The sequence below is a fragment of the Streptomyces sp. NBC_00247 genome, from assembly GCF_036188265.1.
GTDB lineage: Bacteria > Actinomycetota > Actinomycetes > Streptomycetales > Streptomycetaceae > Streptomyces.
In genome coordinates this window covers 1905327-1925030 of sequence record NZ_CP108093.1, presented here as the reverse complement: position 1 = coordinate 1925030, position 19704 = coordinate 1905327, and the positions used below count along the sequence as shown (strand labels likewise).

Annotated in this window: 17 protein-coding genes and 1 pseudogene; 10 read left to right on the top strand and 8 right to left on the bottom strand. The window is 71.4% G+C overall.

The window, feature by feature from the left end:
• Nucleotide 1: 1 nt before the first annotated feature.
• The 4 genes from OHT52_RS07775 to OHT52_RS07760 all read left to right on the top strand — a co-directional run bounded on the left by OHT52_RS07775 (nucleotide 2) and on the right by OHT52_RS07760 (nucleotide 3459).
• Nucleotides 2-919 (top strand): F0F1 ATP synthase subunit gamma, encoded by a 918-nt coding sequence (locus OHT52_RS07775; protein WP_328719402.1) that lies wholly within the window; start codon nucleotides 2-4, stop codon nucleotides 917-919.
• The gene (atpD, locus tag OHT52_RS07770; protein WP_328719401.1) at nucleotides 919-2361 is read left to right on the top strand and encodes a F0F1 ATP synthase subunit beta; all 1443 of its coding nucleotides are present in this window, start codon (nucleotides 919-921) and stop codon (nucleotides 2359-2361) included. Before OHT52_RS07775 ends, atpD begins: the two co-directional genes overlap by 1 nt.
• A 110-nt stretch (nucleotides 2362-2471) precedes the next feature.
• Nucleotides 2472-2846, top strand: a complete 375-nt coding sequence (locus tag OHT52_RS07765) for a F0F1 ATP synthase subunit epsilon (protein WP_328719400.1) — start codon at nucleotides 2472-2474, stop codon at nucleotides 2844-2846.
• A 166-nt stretch (nucleotides 2847-3012) separates the two neighbouring features.
• A complete protein-coding gene (locus OHT52_RS07760) occupies nucleotides 3013-3459 on the top strand; it encodes a DUF2550 domain-containing protein (RefSeq protein WP_328723648.1) in 447 nt (148 codons plus the stop codon).
• 413 nt (nucleotides 3460-3872) lie between these two features.
• On the opposite strand, the gene OHT52_RS07755 is transcribed toward OHT52_RS07760, so the two are convergent.
• The 3 genes and pseudogenes from OHT52_RS07755 to OHT52_RS07745 all read right to left on the bottom strand — a co-directional run bounded on the left by OHT52_RS07755 (nucleotide 3873) and on the right by OHT52_RS07745 (nucleotide 7316).
• Nucleotides 3873-5759: a glycoside hydrolase family 18 chitinase gene (locus OHT52_RS07755; protein WP_328719399.1), complete on the bottom strand. Its 1887-nt coding sequence runs from the start codon at nucleotides 5757-5759 to the stop codon at nucleotides 3873-3875.
• A gap of 182 nt (nucleotides 5760-5941) precedes the next feature.
• A pseudogene (locus OHT52_RS07750) lies at nucleotides 5942-6597 on the bottom strand (response regulator).
• Nucleotides 6594-7316, bottom strand: coding sequence for a sensor histidine kinase (locus tag OHT52_RS07745; protein WP_328719398.1), 723 nt, complete (start codon nucleotides 7314-7316; stop codon nucleotides 6594-6596). Before OHT52_RS07745 ends, OHT52_RS07750 begins: the two are co-directional and overlap by 4 nt.
• Nucleotides 7317-7468: 152 nt before the next feature.
• On the opposite strand from OHT52_RS07745, the gene OHT52_RS07740 reads away from it, so the two are divergent.
• Nucleotides 7469-8062: a hypothetical protein gene (locus OHT52_RS07740; protein ID WP_328719397.1), complete on the top strand. Its 594-nt coding sequence runs from the start codon at nucleotides 7469-7471 to the stop codon at nucleotides 8060-8062.
• Between the two features lie 152 nt (nucleotides 8063-8214).
• Here the strand turns inward: OHT52_RS07740 and OHT52_RS07735 are convergent, their stop codons facing one another.
• Nucleotides 8215-8787, bottom strand: a complete 573-nt coding sequence (locus tag OHT52_RS07735) for a cob(I)yrinic acid a,c-diamide adenosyltransferase (protein ID WP_328719396.1) — start codon at nucleotides 8785-8787, stop codon at nucleotides 8215-8217.
• Between the two features lie 253 nt (nucleotides 8788-9040).
• Here OHT52_RS07735 and OHT52_RS07730 point away from each other — a divergent pair, with 253 nt between their 5' ends.
• The 3 genes from OHT52_RS07730 to OHT52_RS07720 all read left to right on the top strand — a co-directional run bounded on the left by OHT52_RS07730 (nucleotide 9041) and on the right by OHT52_RS07720 (nucleotide 14203).
• Nucleotides 9041-9889: a 3-hydroxyacyl-CoA dehydrogenase family protein gene (locus OHT52_RS07730; protein WP_328719395.1), complete on the top strand. Its 849-nt coding sequence runs from the start codon at nucleotides 9041-9043 to the stop codon at nucleotides 9887-9889.
• A 259-nt stretch (nucleotides 9890-10148) separates the two neighbouring features.
• Nucleotides 10149-10472 carry an STAS domain-containing protein gene (locus OHT52_RS07725; RefSeq protein ID WP_328719394.1) on the top strand — a complete coding sequence of 108 codons (324 nt, stop codon included), beginning with the start codon at nucleotides 10149-10151 and terminating at the stop codon, nucleotides 10470-10472.
• Nucleotides 10473-11620: 1148 nt separating this feature from the next.
• A complete protein-coding gene (locus OHT52_RS07720) occupies nucleotides 11621-14203 on the top strand; it encodes an ATP-binding protein (RefSeq protein ID WP_328719393.1) in 2583 nt (860 codons plus the stop codon).
• Nucleotides 14204-14328: 125 nt separating this feature from the next.
• Here the strand turns inward: OHT52_RS07720 and nucS are convergent, their stop codons facing one another.
• Nucleotides 14329-15000 carry an endonuclease NucS gene (gene nucS / locus OHT52_RS07715; RefSeq protein WP_328719392.1) on the bottom strand — a complete coding sequence of 224 codons (672 nt, stop codon included), beginning with the start codon at nucleotides 14998-15000 and terminating at the stop codon, nucleotides 14329-14331.
• 265 nt (nucleotides 15001-15265) lie between these two features.
• On the opposite strand from nucS, the gene OHT52_RS07710 reads away from it, so the two are divergent.
• Entirely contained in the window at nucleotides 15266-15658 is a 393-nt protein-coding gene (locus OHT52_RS07710) for an SCO5389 family protein (protein WP_328719391.1), read from the top strand.
• Between the two features lie 119 nt (nucleotides 15659-15777).
• Here OHT52_RS07710 and OHT52_RS07705 read toward each other — a convergent pair whose 3' ends face one another.
• Complete coding sequence (locus OHT52_RS07705; protein ID WP_328719390.1) at nucleotides 15778-16818, bottom strand: LLM class flavin-dependent oxidoreductase; 1041 nt, start codon at nucleotides 16816-16818, stop codon at nucleotides 15778-15780.
• A 237-nt stretch (nucleotides 16819-17055) separates the two neighbouring features.
• On the opposite strand from OHT52_RS07705, the gene OHT52_RS07700 reads away from it, so the two are divergent.
• On the top strand, nucleotides 17056-17385 hold the full coding sequence (locus OHT52_RS07700; protein WP_328719389.1) for an ATP/GTP-binding protein: 330 nt from the start codon (nucleotides 17056-17058) through the stop codon (nucleotides 17383-17385).
• 27 nt (nucleotides 17386-17412) lie between these two features.
• Here the strand turns inward: OHT52_RS07700 and OHT52_RS07695 are convergent, their stop codons facing one another.
• Together OHT52_RS07695 and OHT52_RS07690 are read right to left on the bottom strand one after the other, a co-directional pair.
• Nucleotides 17413-18318: an ABC transporter permease subunit gene (locus tag OHT52_RS07695; protein WP_328719388.1), complete on the bottom strand. Its 906-nt coding sequence runs from the start codon at nucleotides 18316-18318 to the stop codon at nucleotides 17413-17415.
• Nucleotides 18315-19496, bottom strand: coding sequence for an ABC transporter ATP-binding protein (locus tag OHT52_RS07690; RefSeq protein WP_328719387.1), 1182 nt, complete (start codon nucleotides 19494-19496; stop codon nucleotides 18315-18317). The genes OHT52_RS07695 and OHT52_RS07690 overlap by 4 nt, the downstream gene beginning before the upstream one ends.
• Nucleotides 19497-19704: the final 208 nt, after the last annotated feature.

Here is a 19704-nt window from a genome sequence, read left to right as displayed (position 1 = left end):
GATGGGCGCTCAGCTTCGCGTTTACAAGCGCCGCATCCAAGCCGTCACCGCGACCAAGAAGATCACCAAGGCGATGGAGATGATCGCCGCCTCGCGCATCGTCAAGGCGCAGCGCAAGGTGGCGGCGTCGCTGCCGTACGCCACCGAGCTCACCCGCGCGGTGACCGCGGTGGCGACCGGCTCCACCACCAAGCACCCGCTCACCACCGAGGTCGAGGCTCCGGCCCGGGTCGCGGTCCTGCTCCTCACGAGCGACCGCGGTCTGGCCGGCGGCTACTCCTCCAACGCCATCAAGGCGGCGGAGCGCCTCCGGGAGCGTCTTGGCGCGGAGGGCAAGGAGGTCGACACGTACATCGTCGGCCGCAAGGGTGTCGCGTACTACGGCTTCCGTGAGCGCACGGTCGCGGAGTCCTGGACGGGCTTCACCGACAACCCGTCGTACGCGGACGCCAAGGCGATCGCCGCCCCCCTCATCGAGGCCATCACCAAGGACTCGGCCGAGGGCGGTGTCGACGAACTGCACATCGTCTTCACGGAATTCGTGTCGATGATGACGCAGAACGCCATCGAAGGCCGGATGCTGCCGCTCTCTCTCGACAAGGTCGCGGACGAGAACGGCACGAAGGGGGAGATCCTTCCCCTGTTCGACTTCGAGCCGTCGGCTGAGGACGTCCTCGACGCCCTTCTGCCGCGCTACGTCGAAAGCCGCATCTACAACGCGCTGTTGCAGGCCGCTGCTTCCGAGCACGCTGCCCGCCGCCGCGCGATGAAGTCGGCGACCGACAACGCCGGGGATCTCATCAAGAGCCTCTCCCGGCTTGCCAACGCGGCCCGCCAGGCCGAAATCACCCAGGAAATCAGCGAGATCGTCGGTGGTGCCAGTGCGCTGGCCGACGCGAACGCGGGGAGTGACAAGTAATGACGACCACAGTTGAGACGGCCGTTGCCACGGGCCGCGTCGCCCGGGTGATCGGCCCGGTCGTCGACGTGGAGTTCCCCGTCGACGCGATGCCGGAGATCTACAACGCGCTGCACGTCCAGGTCGACGACCCGGCCGAGGCCGGCGCCCGTAAGACGCTGACCCTCGAAGTCGCCCAGCACCTGGGTGACGGCGTGGTCCGCGCGATCTCGATGCAGCCGACCGACGGCCTGGTCCGCCAGGCCCCGGTGACCGACACGGGCACGGGTATCACCGTCCCCGTCGGTGACGTGACCAAGGGCAAGGTCTTCAACACCCTCGGTCAGATCCTGAACGAGCCGGAGGCCGAGGCGCAGATCACCGAGCGCTGGCCGATCCACCGCAAGGCCCCGGCCTTCGACCAGCTCGAGTCGAAGACCGAGATGTTCGAGACCGGCCTGAAGGTCGTCGACCTGCTGACCCCGTACGTCAAGGGCGGCAAGATCGGTCTGTTCGGTGGTGCGGGCGTCGGCAAGACGGTCCTCATCCAGGAAATGATCATGCGTGTGGCGAAGCTGCACGACGGTGTGTCGGTGTTCGCCGGTGTCGGCGAGCGCACCCGTGAGGGCAACGACCTCATCGACGAGATGACCGACTCGGGCGTCCTGGACAAGACCGCGCTGGTCTTCGGCCAGATGGACGAGCCGCCGGGCACCCGTCTGCGGGTCGCGCTGTCCGCCCTGACCATGGCGGAGTACTTCCGCGATGTGCAGAAGCAGGACGTGCTGCTCTTCATCGACAACATCTTCCGCTTCACGCAGGCCGGTTCCGAGGTCTCCACGCTGCTCGGCCGCATGCCGTCCGCAGTGGGTTACCAGCCGACCCTGGCCGACGAGATGGGTGTGCTCCAGGAGCGCATCACCTCGACGCGTGGTCACTCGATCACCTCGATGCAGGCGATCTACGTCCCCGCGGACGACCTGACCGACCCGGCCCCGGCCACCACGTTCGCCCACCTCGACGCGACGACGGTTCTCTCCCGTCCGATCTCGGAGAAGGGCATCTACCCGGCCGTGGACCCGCTGGACTCCACGTCCCGCATCCTGGACCCGCGTTACATCGCGCAGGACCACTACGACACGGCCAGCCGTGTCAAGGGAATCCTGCAGAAGTACAAGGACCTCCAGGACATCATCGCGATCCTCGGTATCGACGAGCTGGGCGAAGAGGACAAGCTCGTCGTCCACCGTGCCCGTCGCGTCGAGCGCTTCCTGTCGCAGAACACCCACGCCGCCAAGCAGTTCACCGGCCTGGACGGTTCGGACGTTCCGCTCGACGAGTCGATCGCCGCGTTCAACTCGATCTGCGACGGCGAGTACGACCACTTCCCCGAGCAGGCGTTCTTCATGTGCGGTGGCATTGAGGACCTCAAGGCCAACGCCAAGGAGCTCGGCGTTTCCTGAGCCTCCGGCTCACCGAGGGGGGTGGGTGTGTCCCACCCCCCTCACCACGCCCCGTAGAATTGACCCAACACCCGGCATCTGCTGCCGGGTGGTGACCCGAGGAGCCACCCTTGGCTGCTGAGCTGCATGTCGAGCTGGTCGCCGCGGACCGCAGTGTCTGGTCCGGCGAGGCCACCCTGGTCGTCGCGCGCACCACGTCCGGCGACATCGGCGTCATGCCCGGTCACCAGCCGCTTCTGGGTGTGCTGGAATCGGGCCCGGTGACCATCCGTACGAGCGAGGGCAACACCGTCGTCGCCGCCGTGCACGGAGGTTTCATCTCGTTCGCGGACGACAAGCTGTCGCTGCTGGCCGAGATCGCCGAGCTTGCCGACGAGATCGACGTCCAGCGTGCCGAGCGCGCGCTGGAGCGAGCGAAGTCGGACACGGACGCCGCCGCCGAGCGGCGCGCGGACGTACGACTGCGCGCGGTGTCGGCGCACTAGTGCCGTGACCGGCAGTGTGACCCGGAAGGGGCGTCAGCGCTCCTGACGGCAGAAGTTTTTACTCAGCCGCGGCCCGAGCTGGAATCATCCAGACCGTGTCGCGGCTGAGGCGATGCGGGTGCGGTTCGTTTTCTGGTTACTCGACGATGCGAGGAGGTCGGTGGAGATGGTCCTCGCGTTGTGGGTGGGCGGAGTCGTCCTCGTACTGATCCTGGTGGGACTCTTCGTCTTCGGTCTGCGCCGGCGGCTCATCCAGCGTTCGGGCGGGACCTTCGACTGCAGTCTGCGCTGGGACGTGTCCATGGAACCCGACCCCACCGGCAAGGGCTGGGTCTACGGAGTCGCCCGCTACAGCGGCGACCGGGTCGACTGGTTCCGGGTGTTCTCCTACTCCCCGCGTCCGCGCCGGGCCCTGGAGCGCGGTGCCATCGAGGTGGTCGACCGTCGGCTCCCGGAGGGCGAGGAGGAGTTGGCGCTGCTCTCCGACTCCGTGGTGCTCGGCTGCCTCCTGCGGGGGATCCGCCTGGAGCTCGCGATGAGCGAGGACGCGCTGACGGGGTTCCTGGCCTGGCTGGAGGCGGCGCCGCCCGGCCAGCGGGTGAACGTGGCGTAGGGGCTCTCCCCGTAGTCCGCGGCCTGAGCCGTGGCGCATCGTGGGGTGTTCCGTGTGGCACGGTCCGCAGGGTGATCGTGGTGGTTCCGTACGGGCCGGGTGATTCTTCCCCGGCCTTCTCCTGTTTGCGGGGCGTTCCTCCTCCCCGGCCGCCCTCCCGTTCCCATTCCTTCCCGGCCGCTTTCCCGGGCCCGCTCTTTCCCGGCCGCTCCCTCGGCCTGGTCCTTTCCGGCTGTTCTCCCGGGCCTGTCTTCCCGGCCCTTGAGGGCTCTTACCCGCGGCGTGGCTTTCGCCGGGGCCCCCGCCCGCCCGGAAACGACGAAAGACCGGGGAGACAGGGGGCGGACCTGTCTCCCCGGCGCTTTCGGGGGTGGTGCTGGTGGTGCTCTCAGGGCCGGGGCCCCGGGGGAGGGCTACTTGAGGTTGGTGCCCATCGCCTTCACGAGCTCACCGTTGCTGGTGTCACCGCTGAACTCCCAGAAGAACGCGCCGCCCAGGCCCTGGTTCTTCGCCCACGCCATCTTCGAGGCGATGGTGGCCGGGGTGTCGTAGCTCCACCAGTTGGTGCCGCAGTGGGCGTAGGCCGTACCGGCGACCGTGCCGGTGGCCGGGCAACTGGTCTTCAGGACCTTGTAGTCCTCGATGCCCGCCTCGTAGGTGCCGGCCGCCGCGCCGGTGGCGGTGCCGCCGGGCGCGTCCTGGGTGACGCCGGTCCAGCCGCGGCCGTAGAAGCCGATGCCGAGGAGCAGCTTGGCCGCCGGGACGCCCTGGGCCTTGAGCTTGGCGATCGCGTCGGCGCTGGTGAAGCCGGCCGTCGGGATGCCGGAGTACGAGGTCAGCGGCGAGTGCGGGGCCGTCGGTCCGGTGTTCGCCCAGGCGCCGAAGAAGTCGTACGTCATGACGTTGTACCAGTTGAGGTTCGCCGAAGCACCCGCGTAGTCGGCCGCGTCGATCTTGCCGCCGGTGGAGCCGTCCGCCGTGATGGCGGCGGTGACCAGGGCGGAGGAGCCGAACTTGCTGCGCAGCGCGGTGGTGAGGTTCTTCAGGGCCGCCGGGCCGCTGGTGTCACAGGTCAGGCCACAGGCGTTCGGGTACTCCCAGTCGATGTCGATGCCGTCGAAGACATCGGCCCAACGCGGGTCCTCGACCAGGTTGTAGCAGGACTGGGCGAAGGCGGTCGGGTTCTGGGCCGCCTGGGCGAAGCCGCCGGACCAGGTCCAGCCACCGAAGGACCAGAGGACCTTGATGTTCGGGTACTTGGCCTTCAGCTTGCGGAGCTGGTTGAAGTTGCCACGCAGCGGCTGGTCCCAGGTGTCGGCGACGCCGTCGACGGCCTGGTCGGCGGTGTAGGCCTTGTCGTAGTCGGCGTAGGAGTCACCGATGGCGCACTGGCCGTTGGTGACGTTGCCGAAGGCGTAGTTGATGTGCGTGATCTGCTCGGCGGAACCCGAGGTGACCAGGTTCTTCACGTGGTAGTTGCGGCCGTAGACGCCCCACTCGGTGAAGTAGCCGAGGTTGATCTTGCTGCCCGTGCCGGGGGTGCCGGGATCGGTCGTGCCGCCGCCGGTGGTCTTGACGCTCACGGCGCCGGAGACCGGGCCCGTCACGTCGGAGGTGTCGCGCGCCTGCACGGTGTACGAGTAGCTGGTACCGGCGGTCAGGGCGCTGTCGGTGTACGTCGTGGTGGTGACGGTGGCGACCTTCGCCCCGTCGCGCAGCACGTCGTAGTTCTTGATGCCCGAGTCGTCGGTCGCGGCGGTCCAGCTGAGCTTCGCCGAGGTGTTGGTGATGGCGCTCGCGGTGGGGGTGCCGGGAGCGGAGGGGGCGCTGTTGCCGGGCACGGTGGTGCCGCCGTCACAGGAGGCGCCGTTCAGCTTGCAGCTGCTGGGGGAGCCGGTGCCCGCGCCGTTGAAGCCGAAGCTGATGCTCGCACCGGCGGCGAGGGAGCCGTTCCAGCCGAGGTTCTTGGCGGTCCAGTGGGTGCCGGAGCTGGTGACGGTCGCGTCCCAGGCGGAGGTGACCGAGGTGCCGGAGGGGAAGTCCCACTCGATGGTCCACGAGGAGAGCGCCGTGGTACCGGTGTTCTTCACCGTCCACTGGCCCTCGAAGCCGGTGCCCCAGTCGGTCTTCTTGACGTAGGTCGCGGTGGCCGAGGTGGCCGCCGACGCGGGAGAGGCGAGGCCGACCATCGCGGCGATCGGCAGCAGCAGTGCGGAGAGGCCGGCTATCGCCTTGGTCCTGCCGCTCTTTCTGAGCGTCCAGCCGAATCTGGTCCGGCGTTCGGGGGTCTCGGTGCTCAACGGTGCTCCTCGGGTGAGGTCCGACAAACGGGGGGTGGTTCGTGGACTGCAGACCCTGCGCCGCCCTGAGCGCGCCTTGTCATGCGCGCGCTCATCGCAGTGTGTTGCGGTGAGACTAGGAAGGTCTGGACCAATCGTCAAGAGGTCTGGACCAGGGGAACCCGGCGACGCCGTGGGCCTGATCACAGGCCCAACTCCCGCGCCCGTACCGCCGCCTGAGCGCGACTGCGCAGCCCGAGCTTGGCCAGCACCCTGCTGACGTGCGTCTTTGCCGTCGCTTCCGCCATCGAGAGCCGCCCGGCGATCTCCGCGTTGGACAGCCCGGCGGAGAGGCATCCCAGAACCTCCCGCCCGCGGCGGGTGAGCGCCGCCGCCTCGGCGCCGCCGGACGCGGAGTCCGGCGGCGCCGAGGCGGCCGACACCGCCGCGAACTCCGCGATCAGCCGACGCGTCACGGCCGGAGCGATGAGCCCTTCGCCCCGGGCACCGCGCGGACCGCGTCCAGCAGACCGAGCGCCCCGGTGCTCTTGAGCAGGAAGCCGGAGGCCCCGGCGCGCAGCGCCCCGAAGACGTGACTGTCCAGGTCGAACGTGGTCAGCACCAGCACGTCGGCGCTCCCCTCGGCCACCACCCGCTCGGTGGCCGACACCCCGTCCAGGCGCGGCATCTGAAGGCCCATCACCACCACGTCGGGGCGCAGTCCGCGCGCCAGCCGTACGGCCTCCTCGCCGTCCGCCGCCTCGCCCACCACCTCGATGTCCGGCGCGCTCCGCAGGATCAGCACCAGACCCGCCCGCACGGATGACTGGTCCTCGGCCACCAGGACCCGGATCGTCATGAGCTCATCGTCCCTTCTCCCTTGCCGATGGACACCGGCAGTTCGGCCCGCACCCGCCAGAGCGCGGTGCCGTCCGCCGCGCGCTCCTCGCCCGCCCGGATCGTCCCGCCCAGCAGCTCCGCCCGCTCCCGCATACCGATCAGCCCGGTACCGGAACCCGGGGCACGGGGGCCCTTGCGCGCCCCGGACACGCTGGTCACCTCCACCGTCAGCAGCCCGCCCGGCCGGGCGAGCCGGACCCGCACCGCACCCGCGGCGGCGTGCTTGAGTGCGTTCGTCAGTGACTCCTGGACGATGCGGTACGCGGCGAGTTCCGCCGGAGCGGGCAGCACTCCGCCACCCCGCGCGTCGTCCAGCACGCAGGTCAGCCCGCTGGAGGCGGCGTGGGCGCGGGACTGTTCGATCAGCGCGTCCAGCGCCGAGAGCCGCGGCGCCGCACCGGGCATGTCCGGCGCCCCGCCCCGGCGCAACAGACCGATCAGCCTCCGCATCTCCGCGAGTCCGGCGACCGCCAGGGCGAGGGCCGCGCCGGGCCGGGTGCGGCGCATCAGCTCCGCCGCGGCCATCGGTACCAGGAAGAGGAGCCCCGCCCAAGGAGCTTCGAAGGGGCGGCCGTTCTGCATCCGCAGATCCAGCAGCCAGAGCAGCACGCCCCCCAGCAGGCCGGCGGCGGCGATCAGGAGGTCATGGCGGTGCGGGCGGCGGATGACGGGTTCCACCTCGTCATCCACCAGGGAACGGGCGCGGGACGCACGGCTGTTCACGGGGGCGGGGCGTTCAGTACATCGAAGGATGCAGTCGCGATTCGTCATCGGGGACGACGAAGTGGCGCCCCGTGGGCGGGAGTCGGGGGGAGACAGGAGGAGAGGCCGTGATCGTCACACTGATCGTTCTCAGCGAGGCCGGCTTCTGGGTGCTGCTCGCCGCCGGGCTCACCCTGAGGTACGCGGCGCGGCGGCCCCGGGCCGGAACGGCGGTTCTGCTGTGCGAGCCGCTGCTGGAGGTGGTCCTGCTCGTCGTGACGGCGATCGACCTGCGCGACGGCGCCGAGCCCGACTGGAAGCACGAACTGGCCGCCGTCTGCATCGGCTTCACCGTCGGGCTCGGCCCCGGCCCCGCCACCATCAGGTGGGTGGACGCGCGGGTGGCCCACCGGTTCGCCGGGGGGCCGAAGCCGGTGATGCCGCCGAAGTACGGGCGGGCCCGCGCGGTCCGCGAGTGGCGCACCGCCGGTCGCTGGACCCTGGCGGCGGTGATCGCGATCGCCCTGCTCCAGGCCGCCGCGTGGTACGTCGGCCAGGACGGAGACACCGGTTCGCTGCGGATGTGGCAGCAGAGGATGCTCTGGGTGATCGGCGTCAACCTGATCGTCGCCGGGTCCTACACCCTGTTCCCGAAGACCGCGCCGGCCCCCACGCGGGAGCAGGCACGGGAGCAGGAGAGCACGCGAGAACACGAGGTCTGAGGGTACGTCGCACATCCACCAGGGAGTGAGGGACGGCCCTCAGGCCGGTCCGACGATCCCGCCGGCCCGTGCGGGGCGTCGGAAGCGGCCCGGTCCGTGTCCGGCCACGCGCGCCGACTCCCCGACGGGAACGGCCGGAGGCGGCCCGGCCCTCAGCGCTCCCCGCCCGGCACCCACAGCACGTCCCCGACCTCCTTGTTCGCCACCCTCGCCAGGATGAACAGCAGGTCGGAGAGGCGGTTGAGGTACGTCGCCGTCAGCGGGTTCATCACCTCGCGGTGCACCTCCAGCGCCGCCCACGTCGAGCGCTCGGCGCGTCGGACCACCGTGCACGCCTGGTGGAGCAGTGCCGCGCCCGGCGTACCACCCGGAAGGATGAAGCTCCTCAGCTTCTCCAGGTCCTCCAGGAAGTGGTCGCAGTCGGCCTCCAGCTTGTCGACGTAGGACTGCTCCACCCGCAGCGGCGGGTACTTCGGGTCCTCCACCACCGGCGTCGACAGGTCTGCGCCGACGTCGAAGAGGTCGTTCTGCACCCGGACGAGGACCTTCACCACGTCCGCGGAGAGCTGCCCGAGCGCCACCGCCGTACCGATGACCGCGTTGGCCTCATTGGCGTCGGCGTACGCCGAGATCCGCAGATCGGTCTTGGCGGTACGGCTCATGTCACCGAGGGCGGTCGTGCCGGTGTCGCCGGTACGGGTGTAGATGCGCGTCAGATTGACCATGCGACCAGGCTATGCGGAGCGTGGTGGCGCCGGGCGCCCTTCCTCGCGTGGCCGTGGTCACGCGGCAACTGCCGTCCGGACGCCGCCGCCTGACGCCTGCCGGTGTGATGTCCGTCATGTGAGACGTGACGCGCATCTCTAAGCGGTCACACCGCCCCTCACGGGTACTAATCTCCGCCGGAGAGCACATGAAGGACAGTCGGAGAGAGTGCGTCAGAACTGCCGCACGGTGACAAGACCAAAGGGGTGTGACGTGGCCGGGAAGCTCGCCGTCATCGGAGCCGGACTCATGGGGTCCGGTATCGCGCAGGTCGCAGCCCAGGCCGGCTGGGACGTCGTGCTGAGGGACGTCACCGACCAGGCCCTCTCCCGCGGACTGGACTCCGTGAAGGCGTCGTACGAGAAGTTCGTCGCCAAGGGCAAGCTGACGGCGGACGACGCCGGGGCCGCGCTCGGCCGCATCACCACGACCACCGATCTGGACGCCGTCGCCGGCGTGGATGTCGTGGTCGAGGCCGTCTTCGAGAAGCTGGAGGTCAAGCACGAGATCTTCCGCGCCCTCGACGAGGTCGTACGTGAGGACACCGTCCTCGCCTCCAACACCTCCGCCATCCCGATCACCAAGATCGCGGCGGTGACGAAGCACCCGGAGCGCGTCGTCGGCGTGCACTTCTTCTCACCGGTCCCGATGATGCAGCTCTGCGAACTCGTCCGGGGCTACAAGACGAGCGACGAAACCCTGGCCACCGCGCGGGAGTTCGCCGAATCGGTCGGCAAGACCTGCATCGTCGTCAACCGGGACGTGGCGGGCTTCGTCACCACCCGGCTGATCTCCGCGCTGGTGGTCGAGGCGGCGAAGCTCTACGAGTCGGGCGTCGCCACCGCGGAGGACATCGACACCGCCTGCAAGCTCGGCTTCGGCCACGCCATGGGCCCGCTCGCGACCGCCGACCTGACCGGCGTCGACATCCTCCTGCACGCGACCTCCAACATCTACACGGAGTCGCAGGACGAGAAGTTCGCCGCCCCGGAACTGATGCGCCGGATGGTCGACGCGGGTGACATCGGCCGCAAGAGCGGGCAGGGCTTCTACACCTACTGAGCACCACCCCGGCTCCCCGGGGGCCCCGCGCCGCGCCGTCGGCCGGGCCCCGGGCGCCCGGGGGTACCAGGGGCCGCACCCGGCTCCCGGGGAAGCCGGACCGGAAACGGTGCCGGACCGGCGGACCGGCATCACCCCACAGGGTGAATTCGGTACCGGTTCGCTCACAGGCGGCAACTTCCCCGCTCCTGCCACAGTCACTGGTGGCAGGAGCGGGCAGCCACACCGACTCTTGTACGAAGCGATACGGGGAGCGCATATGCACATCAGGGGCGACCACGCCGAGCTGGTCGTCGGGGGCCGCCTCGACGTCCGAAGCGCGGCGGACGCCCGTACGGCTCTGCACGCCGCCGTCGACGACGGCGTCGGTGACCTCGTGCTCGATCTGACCGAGCTGGACTCCTGGGACGCCACCGGTCTCGGCGTGATCATGGGCGTGCACCGCAGGGCGGGCCGTGCCGGACGCCGACTGGTGCTGCGCGGCGTCCCTCCGCAGATGCAGCGCCTGCTGGTGGCGACCCGGCTGCACCGCATCCTGGCCATCGAGGGCGGGATCGCCGCCGAATCCCTGCCGCGGGTCTGAGGTCGCACGGAAGAACGGCGTGCGCACGGAAGACAGGGCGCACGGGAGGACAGGGTGCGCACGGAGAGACAGGGTGCGCACGGAAGACAGGGCGACCGCGGCGTGGACTTCCGCGTCCGCCCCGACCTCGTCCGCGCCCCGACCGCCCACACGTCGTTCGGTCCCCGGGCGGCGGGGTCCGTGAAGGCGCCGTAGTGCGAGCTCGGTTCGGGAGTGGGAACGATCGCCCAGGCCACGCCGTCGTAGTGCGGCGTGAGCGGACGGACGCGGCCTTCCGGCGTGCCGATGCTGCCGGTGGCCCAAGCGTCGTCGGGGCCGGTGGCGACCACGTCGTCGAGCGTCCAGTAGTCGCTGTCCACAGCCGGTGCAGGCACCCGCTGCCACCGGGTGCCGTCCCCCGTGCTCGATGAGTCCGAGGAAGGTCAGGTAATCGGTGGGCCGACTCCAGCCCACCGCCCACCCGTCGTCGGCGGGGCGAGCCCGTCGAATCCGCCGCTCAGGGACCCCTCGGGCAGGGGGCCTTCCTCGATCCGCCGTCCGGTGGCGTCGTGGCGGGCGGTCACCACACCCCGCCGGACACCGGGGCGGTGTCGGTCACCCACGTGGTCCCGGTGGGGCTTCCGGTCACCGAGCACGGCCGGTGCGATGCACCACCGCGTCACTTTCGCTGTCGATGTCACTGGTCCGCCTCCATCGTCCGCGGATGCCCGAAACGAGTCCGGCCGCATTCGTCCTGTCACCGACTACTGATGCGGGAGACGCGCGAAAGGTTGAAGTGCCGGAAGGGTATGGGGACGCGGACTCACCCAGGTGGAGGGCGGACCGCCGGGGCCGTTCATCCGACCCGCTTCCCGGGCGCGCCGACGCCGTCCCGGTGGCCGCCGGCCGGCCTCACGGGCGCCCGCCCGCAGCCCGAGCCACCGACGCCGGGTCCGGGCGCTCCGGCATGAGAGGCGGTCGAACCGGGCAATACACCTGAGAACGTGATGTCCCGGGCGGGATCCACCCCCGCCGACGAGACGGGACGGACGAAGGTTTAGGGTTCGGCCGTCCGCCGATCGACCGAACCCGCAGGCGGACACCACGAGCAACAGCGGCACGTGCGCGCCGGACGGGCAGCAGCGCGACGCGTCTGGGGGACTTGGACGATGAACCCGACAGCACGGGACCCGGAACACCACAGCGGTCACGACACCCACGGGAGCGGCGAGGCACCTGCCCGGCGCAGGCCGTCCCGTGACGCCCTGTCGACCGAACTCGTACCCCAGGCGGGGGCCAAGGCCCGCGTCGTGCGACTCATATCCGGCGACCTGCTGATCACGGTCAACCCCGTGGACGGCAGCGAGGCCGAGCCCTGCCCGCCCGGTGTGCGGCCCGAGGCCCCGCTCCGGCGCACCGCCGAGGAGCGTGCCGGCCGCGAGCGTGCGGCGGAACCCCCCGTACCGCCGGGCCCGCCCGCCCCGCAGCTGCCGCTGCTGGAGCGTCAGGAGGAGCTTGGGCGGCTCGTACGCCTGCTCACCAGGGGCCGTTCGGCCCGCCTCAGCGGCCCGGCCGGTTCCGGCCGTACCGCCCTGCTGGACGCCGTAGCCGCCGACTGCGCCGAACTCGCGCCCGACGGTGTCGTCCGGCTCTCCGGCCATCGGCGCACCGCCCCCGACCTGCTGTACGCGCTCTACGAGACCGTGTACGACGCACCGCTGCGCCGTCCTGAGCGCGAGGAACTGCTGGGCGCGCTCTCCGGGATCGGCGCGGTCGTCGTCGTGGACGATCTGGAGTTCGGCGGCCCGGCCCTGGCGGAACTCCTCGACGCCACGCCCGAGTGCGCCTTCCTCTTCGGTACGACCCCCGACGTGGCCACGGACGCCGGACTCGACGAGGTCTCCCTCGCCGGGCTGAGCCGCGCCGCGGCGACCGACCTGCTGGGCCGGGTGGCCGGACGGCCGCTCACCGACGAGGAGTCGAACTGGGCGGGCGACCTCTGGTTCGAGTCCGAGGGGCTCCCGCTGCGGTTCGTCCAGGCGGGCGCCCTGCTCCGCCAGCGCGACCAGCTCCGGGAGATCCCGGAGGACTTCGACGAGTACGGCGCGTTCGAGGAGCGGCCCGCGGGCGCCCCGCCCGTGCCCCTCGTCCCGGTCCTCGACGACGAGGTGCCGCTGCCCAGCATCGGCGAGGCCGCCGCGCCCGCCCCGCTGCTCGCCTCCCGCCTCAGCGAGGCCGCCCGGGAAGCCCTGCGGTTCGCCGTCGCGCTCGGCGGCGAGGTGCCGCACCAGGCGCACCTTCCGGCGTTGATCGGACACACCCACGCGGACGCCGCGCTCGGCGAACTCGCCGGTGCCGGGCTCCTCTCGCCGGCCGGCTCCCGTTACCGGCTGGCCGCCGGCGTCCAGGTCCAGCTGGAACTCGGCGGCTACGCCGAGGGCGCCGAGCACCGCGCCCTCACCGTCGCCGAGCACTACGCCTGGTGGGTCAAGCACCCCTCGGTCACTCCCGCGCGCGCGGTCGCCGAAGCCGACGCCGTACTCGCGGCGATGGCGGTCCTGCTCCCCAGCGGAAACCCGGAGGCGGCACCGGTCGTCGTCCGGCTCGCCCGGAGCGCCGGCCCCGCCTTTGCCGCCGCCTTGCAGTGGGGCGCCTGGGAGAAGGCCCTGCGGGTCGGCCAGGAGGCATCGCGGCTGGCCGGAGACGTCGCCGAAGAAGCCTATTTCCACCACGAGTTGGGCGTCCTCGCGCTCTGTGCCGGACACCTGGACCGGGCGCGGGCGGAGCTGGAGGCGTCGATCGGGCTCCGGGGCGCGCTCGCCGACCGGTCCGGTGCCGTCGCCGGACGCCGCGCGCTCGCCCTGGTCACCGACCGCTCCGGCAAGCTGCCGCTCGGGGCGAGGCCGGAGGCGCCCGCGGTGCACACCGCCACGGGCGCCCGGGGTGACGGTGCCGCGACGGAAGTCCTGCCGGTCCTGCCGCCGCTGCCCGCCCTGCCGCGTCAGACGCTGGTGGTGGAGGAGCAGGCCGCGACCTACCCGGTACCGGCCGGGGCACCGGGCAAGGGCGGGCGTCCCGCCGGAGTGAAGGCCCTGGGCCGGACCGTCGTCGCCGGAGCCCGGCGCAACCTGGTGGCCGTCGGCGCGGGCGCGCTGCTGGTCGCGGTGCTCGGTACCGTCGTGACGCTCGGCGCCACCGCGGGCAGCGAGGACGCGGGCAACCAGAGCGTCACCCCGGGGCACTCCGCCGAGGAGGGCGACGAGGAGAGCAGCGTGCCGGCCGAGGACACCCCCGCCGACGACAACGGCTCGGGCGGCGGCTCCGGCTCCGTACCGACCGGCAGCAGCTCCGTCCGGCCCGGCACGTCCGGTACGCCCACTCCGGGCACCACCGGCACGCCCACACCCGGCAGCAGCGGTACGGCGCAGAGCCCGGACCCGGACACCACCTCGCCCACCGCGGTCGACACGGGCAGCGCGGTGCCGAAGCCACCGGCCGGAGGTTCCTCCTCGACCCCGCCCAAGGGTTCCACCGGTTCCACCGGCTCCACCCCGACCCCCTCGGCGACGAGCACCGCCCCGTCGGCCACCCCGACGACGGAGACCCCGTCCACCGGCGAGACCCCCGGTGACGACGGGGGCGGGAGCGGTGACGACGGCGGCGGTGCGGCCACGGCCACCGCGTCCGGCACCGCCGAAGCGAGCCCTTGGGGCAGCCCCGGGACCGCGACGGCCACGCCCGACGAGGCCTGAGCAGTCGGATTCCGGACGAGGTGACGTTTTTCCAGGACGTACCGCGCCCCACGAAACATCGAAAACCGGACGGCTTGTCGATCAAGCCGTCCGGTCGGCCGTACCCCGCGCGGGCCGGCGGGGAATCAGAACAGTCGCAGCTTGTCGTCCTCGATACCGCGCATCGCGTCGTAGTCCAGGACCACGCAGCCGATCTTGCGGTCCGTGGCGAGCACCCGCGCCTGCGGCTTGATCTCCTGCGCCGCGAAGACACCGCGTACCGGCGCCAGGTGGGGGTCGCGGTTGAGCAGTTCCAGATAACGGGTGAGCTGCTCGACACCGTCGATGTCACCCCGCCGCTTGAGTTCCACGGCCACGGTCGCACCCTCGGCGTCCCGGCAGAGGATGTCCACGGGGCCGATGGCGGTGGGGTATTCGCGGCGGATCAGGGTGTAGCCCTCGCCCAGGATCTCGATCCGGTCGGCGAGCAGCTCCTGGAGGTGCGCCTCCACACCGTCCTTGATCAGGCCGGGATCGACGCCGAGTTCGTGCGAGGAGTCGTGGAGGATCTCCTCCATCGTGATGATCAGTTTCTCGCCCGCCTTGTTCACCACCGTCCAGACGCCCGCGTCGTCGCCGGAGCCCTCCTTCAGGGTGCACGGCGGGGACATCCAGTTGAGCGGTTTGTACGCCCGGTCGTCGGCGTGGATCGAGACGCTGCCGTCCGCCTTCACCAGGATCAGACGGGGAGCGGAGGGCAGGTGGGCGGTGAGCCGGCCCGCGTAGTCGACGGAGCAACGGGCGATGACGAGACGCATGGTCGGCAACGCTACTCGACAACGGGCGGTCGGCGCGATTCGTACCTCCTGAGCCACTTCCGCCCCTGCCGGAGCACACGGAGTCTTGCCCCTCTTTGCTCAGGTTCGTTGTTGGCCGGTTGTGTTCCCAATCTCCTGGTGCGACCCGGACCGCGCCCTTACCGTGGAAGCAGGAGGTCGCCGGGCGTGCACGCTGCGTCGCCGCCGTCCTCCTGCCGTGCCCGTAAGGCCCCGGCCTCCCGCCGGGGTCGCGAGAGGAGAACCCATGTCGCTCGACGTCTCACCGGCCCTCTTGGAACAGGCCGAGCGAGGCGAGGTCGACGAAGCCGACTTCGTCGACTGCGTCCGGACCTCCCTGCCCTACGCATGGGAGATGATCAGCTCCCTGGTGGCCCAGCTGAAGGTGGACGGCGGGCAGTTCGCCGACAACCAGACGCCGCCGCCGAACGAGCAGGCACGTGGCCAGCTGCTGCGCGCGCTCGCGAGCGACGCGATACGCGGCGCCCTGCAGCGGCACTTCGGAGTGCGACTGGCATTCCAGAACTGCCACCGTGTCGCGGTCTTCCCGCTCGACCCTTCGGTCGACGAACGGCTGGCCAAGTTCACTTCGGTGAGAGGCCAGTTGCTCAACCAGTCGCCCGAACTCCGGGACTGCTGAACGTCTCCGCCGCCGCTCCGGGCCGGGGCCGGCGCCCCCGGGAGACGGTTCCGCCCCGGAGCGGCGGTGTCCCGTGCCACCGACGGACCGGTACGCACGCGCCGGTGGCACCGTGTCCCTCAGACCAGCAGGGGCAGCACCTCGGTGCCCAGCCGACGTACGTTCTCCTCAGTCGCCCCGAGGTCGCCGGACCCCTCGGAGAGGAGCGCGAAGCGGGTGATGCCCGTGCGCTCGGCCGTGGCCGCGAGCCGGTCGGCGGCGAACCGCGGCGGCCCCACCGGGTGCAGCCCGCAGAGCAGTTGGGTGTACGCCACGGGGTCGCGCATCACGCGGAACCGGCCGTCGACGGTCACGTGCTTGCCCAGGCCGTCCCGCAGCCACTCCGGCATCGCCTTCACCAGTGTCTGCACGGCGTCCTCCTGGCAGTCCCCGATCTGGGCCACACCGGCCGAGACGTGCGAGGCTGCCGCGACGGTCTCCGGCGGATGACCGGCCTCCCGGGCGCTTCGGCGCCACAGCGCGACCATCTCCGCCTTCTCCTCGTCCCCGCAGTGCATCCCGAGCAGCATCGGCAGGGCCTTCTCGGCGGCGAGGCGCACCGTCTTCGGCGAAGTGCACGCCACGATCACCTCCGGGCCAGGCAACGGCGCCCCGTCCGCGTCGAGCAACTCGTCCGCGCGCGGCACCACCGCCACCTCGCGGAAGGGGTAGCGGCTTCCGCGTCCGGCCACCCGGGGCTCGCGCAGCCAGTCGAGCAGCAGGTCCAGGGACTCCGGGAAGCCGCTGTCGTACGCCTCCAGGCCCGCGCCGAAGACCTCCAGGTCCACCCAGGGCCCGCCCCGGCCCACACCGAGGCTGAACCGGCCGCCGGCCGTCAGGTGGAGCAGCGCCGCCTGTTCGCCGAGCGCCACGGGGTGCTGAGTCGGCAGCACGCTGACCGCCGTGCCGACCCGGATTCTGCGGGTGCGGCCGAGCAGCAGCGCGGCCAGCGTCACGGCCGAGGGGCAGACCCCGTACGGCACGAAATGGTGCTCCGCCAGCCACACGGAGTCGAGCCCCGACTCCTCCGCCACCTCGGCGGTCCGGATCGCCCGGTGCAGGGCCTCGCCCTGTCCCTGACCCGGAAACTGTGCTGCCAGTACGAACGTTCCCACGCGCATCGCCTTCTGCCTCCTTGCGGCCGACGCGGTTTTCCCCTACCGGCATCAACGCCTGACACGTGCCAAAGGCACGGGCCGGGGAGAAAATGTTGCGATTTTCCGGTAACTACCTCCGTTGCCCGCCTCCGCGCCCGTCACGCGCACGCGGCCGGTGGAGGCGTACCGGCGTCCCCCCTCGGTCCCCCCACCCCCTTAGGCTGGAAGTCCCTGTCCCGCCGCAGCCCCGTGAGGTGTCCCGTGTCTCCGCGCCGCAACCGCCCCAAGAGCGGCGAAAGCCCGTCCGCCGACGCGAGCCTCACGGGGGACCGGTACGGCGGCGGCCAGGCCACCGAGAGCTGGCAGGGCGAGGAGTGGTCGGTGCGCCCGGTGGCCGGCGCGAGTGCGCAGGGCAAGCGCTACCGCTGCCCCGGCTGCGACCAGGAGATCCCGTCCGGCGTGCCGCACCTGGTGGCGTGGCCGGAGTACGGCGGCATCGACGACCGGCGGCACTGGCACAAGGCGTGCTGGAACGCGAAGGACCGCCGCACCACACGGGTGCAGCGGTCCCGGAACGCCCCGCGCCACTGACCCGCGCGCGGGCGTGGCGGCGGTGCGTCAGACGTCGCGCCGGTTCAGCGCCAGGTTGGCGACGAGCAGGACGGCGGCGGTCAGCAGGAACATGATCGCCACCGGGTCCCAGCCGGACGGTCCGGAGTCGGTGATCGAGGAGTCGTAGAGTGCGGCGATCTGGCTGGGGACGGAGTACTCGAAGAGCAGCTCCCGGAGCCTGTTCAGCTGGTCCACGGCCATGAACAGGGCCAGCACGAGCGGCAGCAGCACCACCCCGATCATGATGGTGATCGCCCCGGCCGAGTGCCGGACGATCGTGCCGATACCGAGTGAGAGCAGCCCCAGCAGCGCGGTGTAGAGCCCGACCCCGACCGTGGCCCGCATCCAGTCGGCCCCCGAGGCGGAGGAACCGCCGCCGAGAATGGCCGTCTGGAGCATGGCCACGACGGCCGCCGTCACCGTGGTGAGGACGAAGACCAGCAGGAAGAAGACGGACGCCTTCGCCATGAGCACCCGGCTCCGGCTCGGGCACGCCGTCAGCGTCGTGCGGATCATGCCGGTGCCGAACTCCGAGGCGATGGTCAGCACGCCGAGCGTGATCACGCAGATCGAGCCGAGCAGCACCCCGAAGAAGCCGAGGCTCAGCACCTCTCCGCCCGCCTCCCCGGCGCCCGAATCGCTCGCCGCGTTCACCCCGAAGGCGACGAGCAGACCGATGCCCAGCAGCAGCGCGACCATGGTGCCGAGCGTCCACATCGTGGAGCGCACCGAGCGGATCTTCGTCCACTCGGAGGCCAGCGCGTCGCCGAAGGTGGCCGGGCGGACCGGGATCGGCGAGACGTAGTCGCTCAGTCGCGGAATTCCGCCGGGAACGGCCGGTCTGTGGAAGGCGGGACCCGGACCGGGGTGCGGTTCGGCCGGGGGCAGCGGTGGTGTGGCCGGCGTCGTCATCGGGAGTCCTCGCTGGTCTTCTGCTCGGCGGGGGCGGGGGCGGGGGCGGGGTTAGTCGGCGCGGGCGCGACCGGGGCGGGCACGCCCTGCGCCGGGGCGACCGGGGCGGCCGTCCCGTCGGTGGCGTACGGATTCTGGCCGGGCGGCGCGGGCGCGTACCACTGCTGCGTCACCGGCGACTGCCCGTACCCGGGGGGACTCGGGGCGGGCTGCGGGACGGTGTACGAAGGCGTGGGCGGCCGGAGCCCCGCCTTCGCGTCGTCCGTGGAACGGTAGTCCACGACGTGCTGCGTCATCCGCATGTACGCCTCCTCCAGGGAGGCCTGGTGCGGCGACAGTTCCCACAGCCGCACGTCGGCCCCGTGCGCGAGGTCGCTGATCCGCGGCAGCGGCAGCCCGGTCACCCGCAGTGCTCCGTCCGGCTCGGACAGCACCCGTCCGCCCGCCCCCGTCAGGGCGCCGGTCAGCTTCTCGCGGGACTCCGGCGCGTCCTCGGCCACCCTGATCCGTGCGAAGTCGGCGGAGTTGACCGAGATGAACTCCTTGATGCTCATGTCGGAGAGCAGCCTGCCGCGACCGATCACGATCAGATGGTCCGCCGTCAGGGCCATCTCGCTCATCAGGTGGCTGGAGACGAAGACCGTACGGCCCTCGGCCGCCAGCGCCTTCATCAGGTTGCGGACCCAGAGGATTCCCTCCGGGTCGAGACCGTTGACCGGTTCGTCGAAGAGCAGAACCTGCGGATCGCCCAGCAGCGCCGCCGCGATGCCGAGCCGCTGTCCCATCCCGAGCGAGTAGCCCCGGGAACGCCGGTGGGCCACCTCGCGCAGGCCCACCACGCCGAGCACCTCGTCGACCCGGGCGGCCGGGATACCGGCCAGCTGGGCCAGCGACAACAGGTGGTTGCGGGCGCTGCGCCCGCCGTGCACCGCCTTCGCGTCCAGCAGCGCGCCCACCTGGCGCGGCGCGTTCGGCAGGCTCGGGTAGGAGTGACCGCCGATCGTCACATGGCCGGAGGTCGGCCGGTCGAGCCCGAGCATCATCCGCATGGTGGTGGACTTGCCCGAGCCGTTCGGGCCGAGGAAGCCCGTGACCACTCCCGGCCTGATCCGGAAGGAGAGGTTGTCCACGGCCGTCTGTGCGCCGTAACGCTTGGTCAGGCCGACTGCCTCGATCATTCCCTGCCCCATCGACTCATCCGTCGTCGGGGCCCGGCCCGCTCGGCCGCATACCCCCGTGTGAGTGAGGAGGATAACCAGGCCCGGACGGTTCCGGCGAAGCCACCACCGATCTGTCGAGCGGCGCGTGGCAAGGCCGCACGGGCGTGCGTGTCCCGTGCCGGCCCGCCGTGCACGGCTTCCCGCCCTCTTCCGCGCCCGCCCGCTC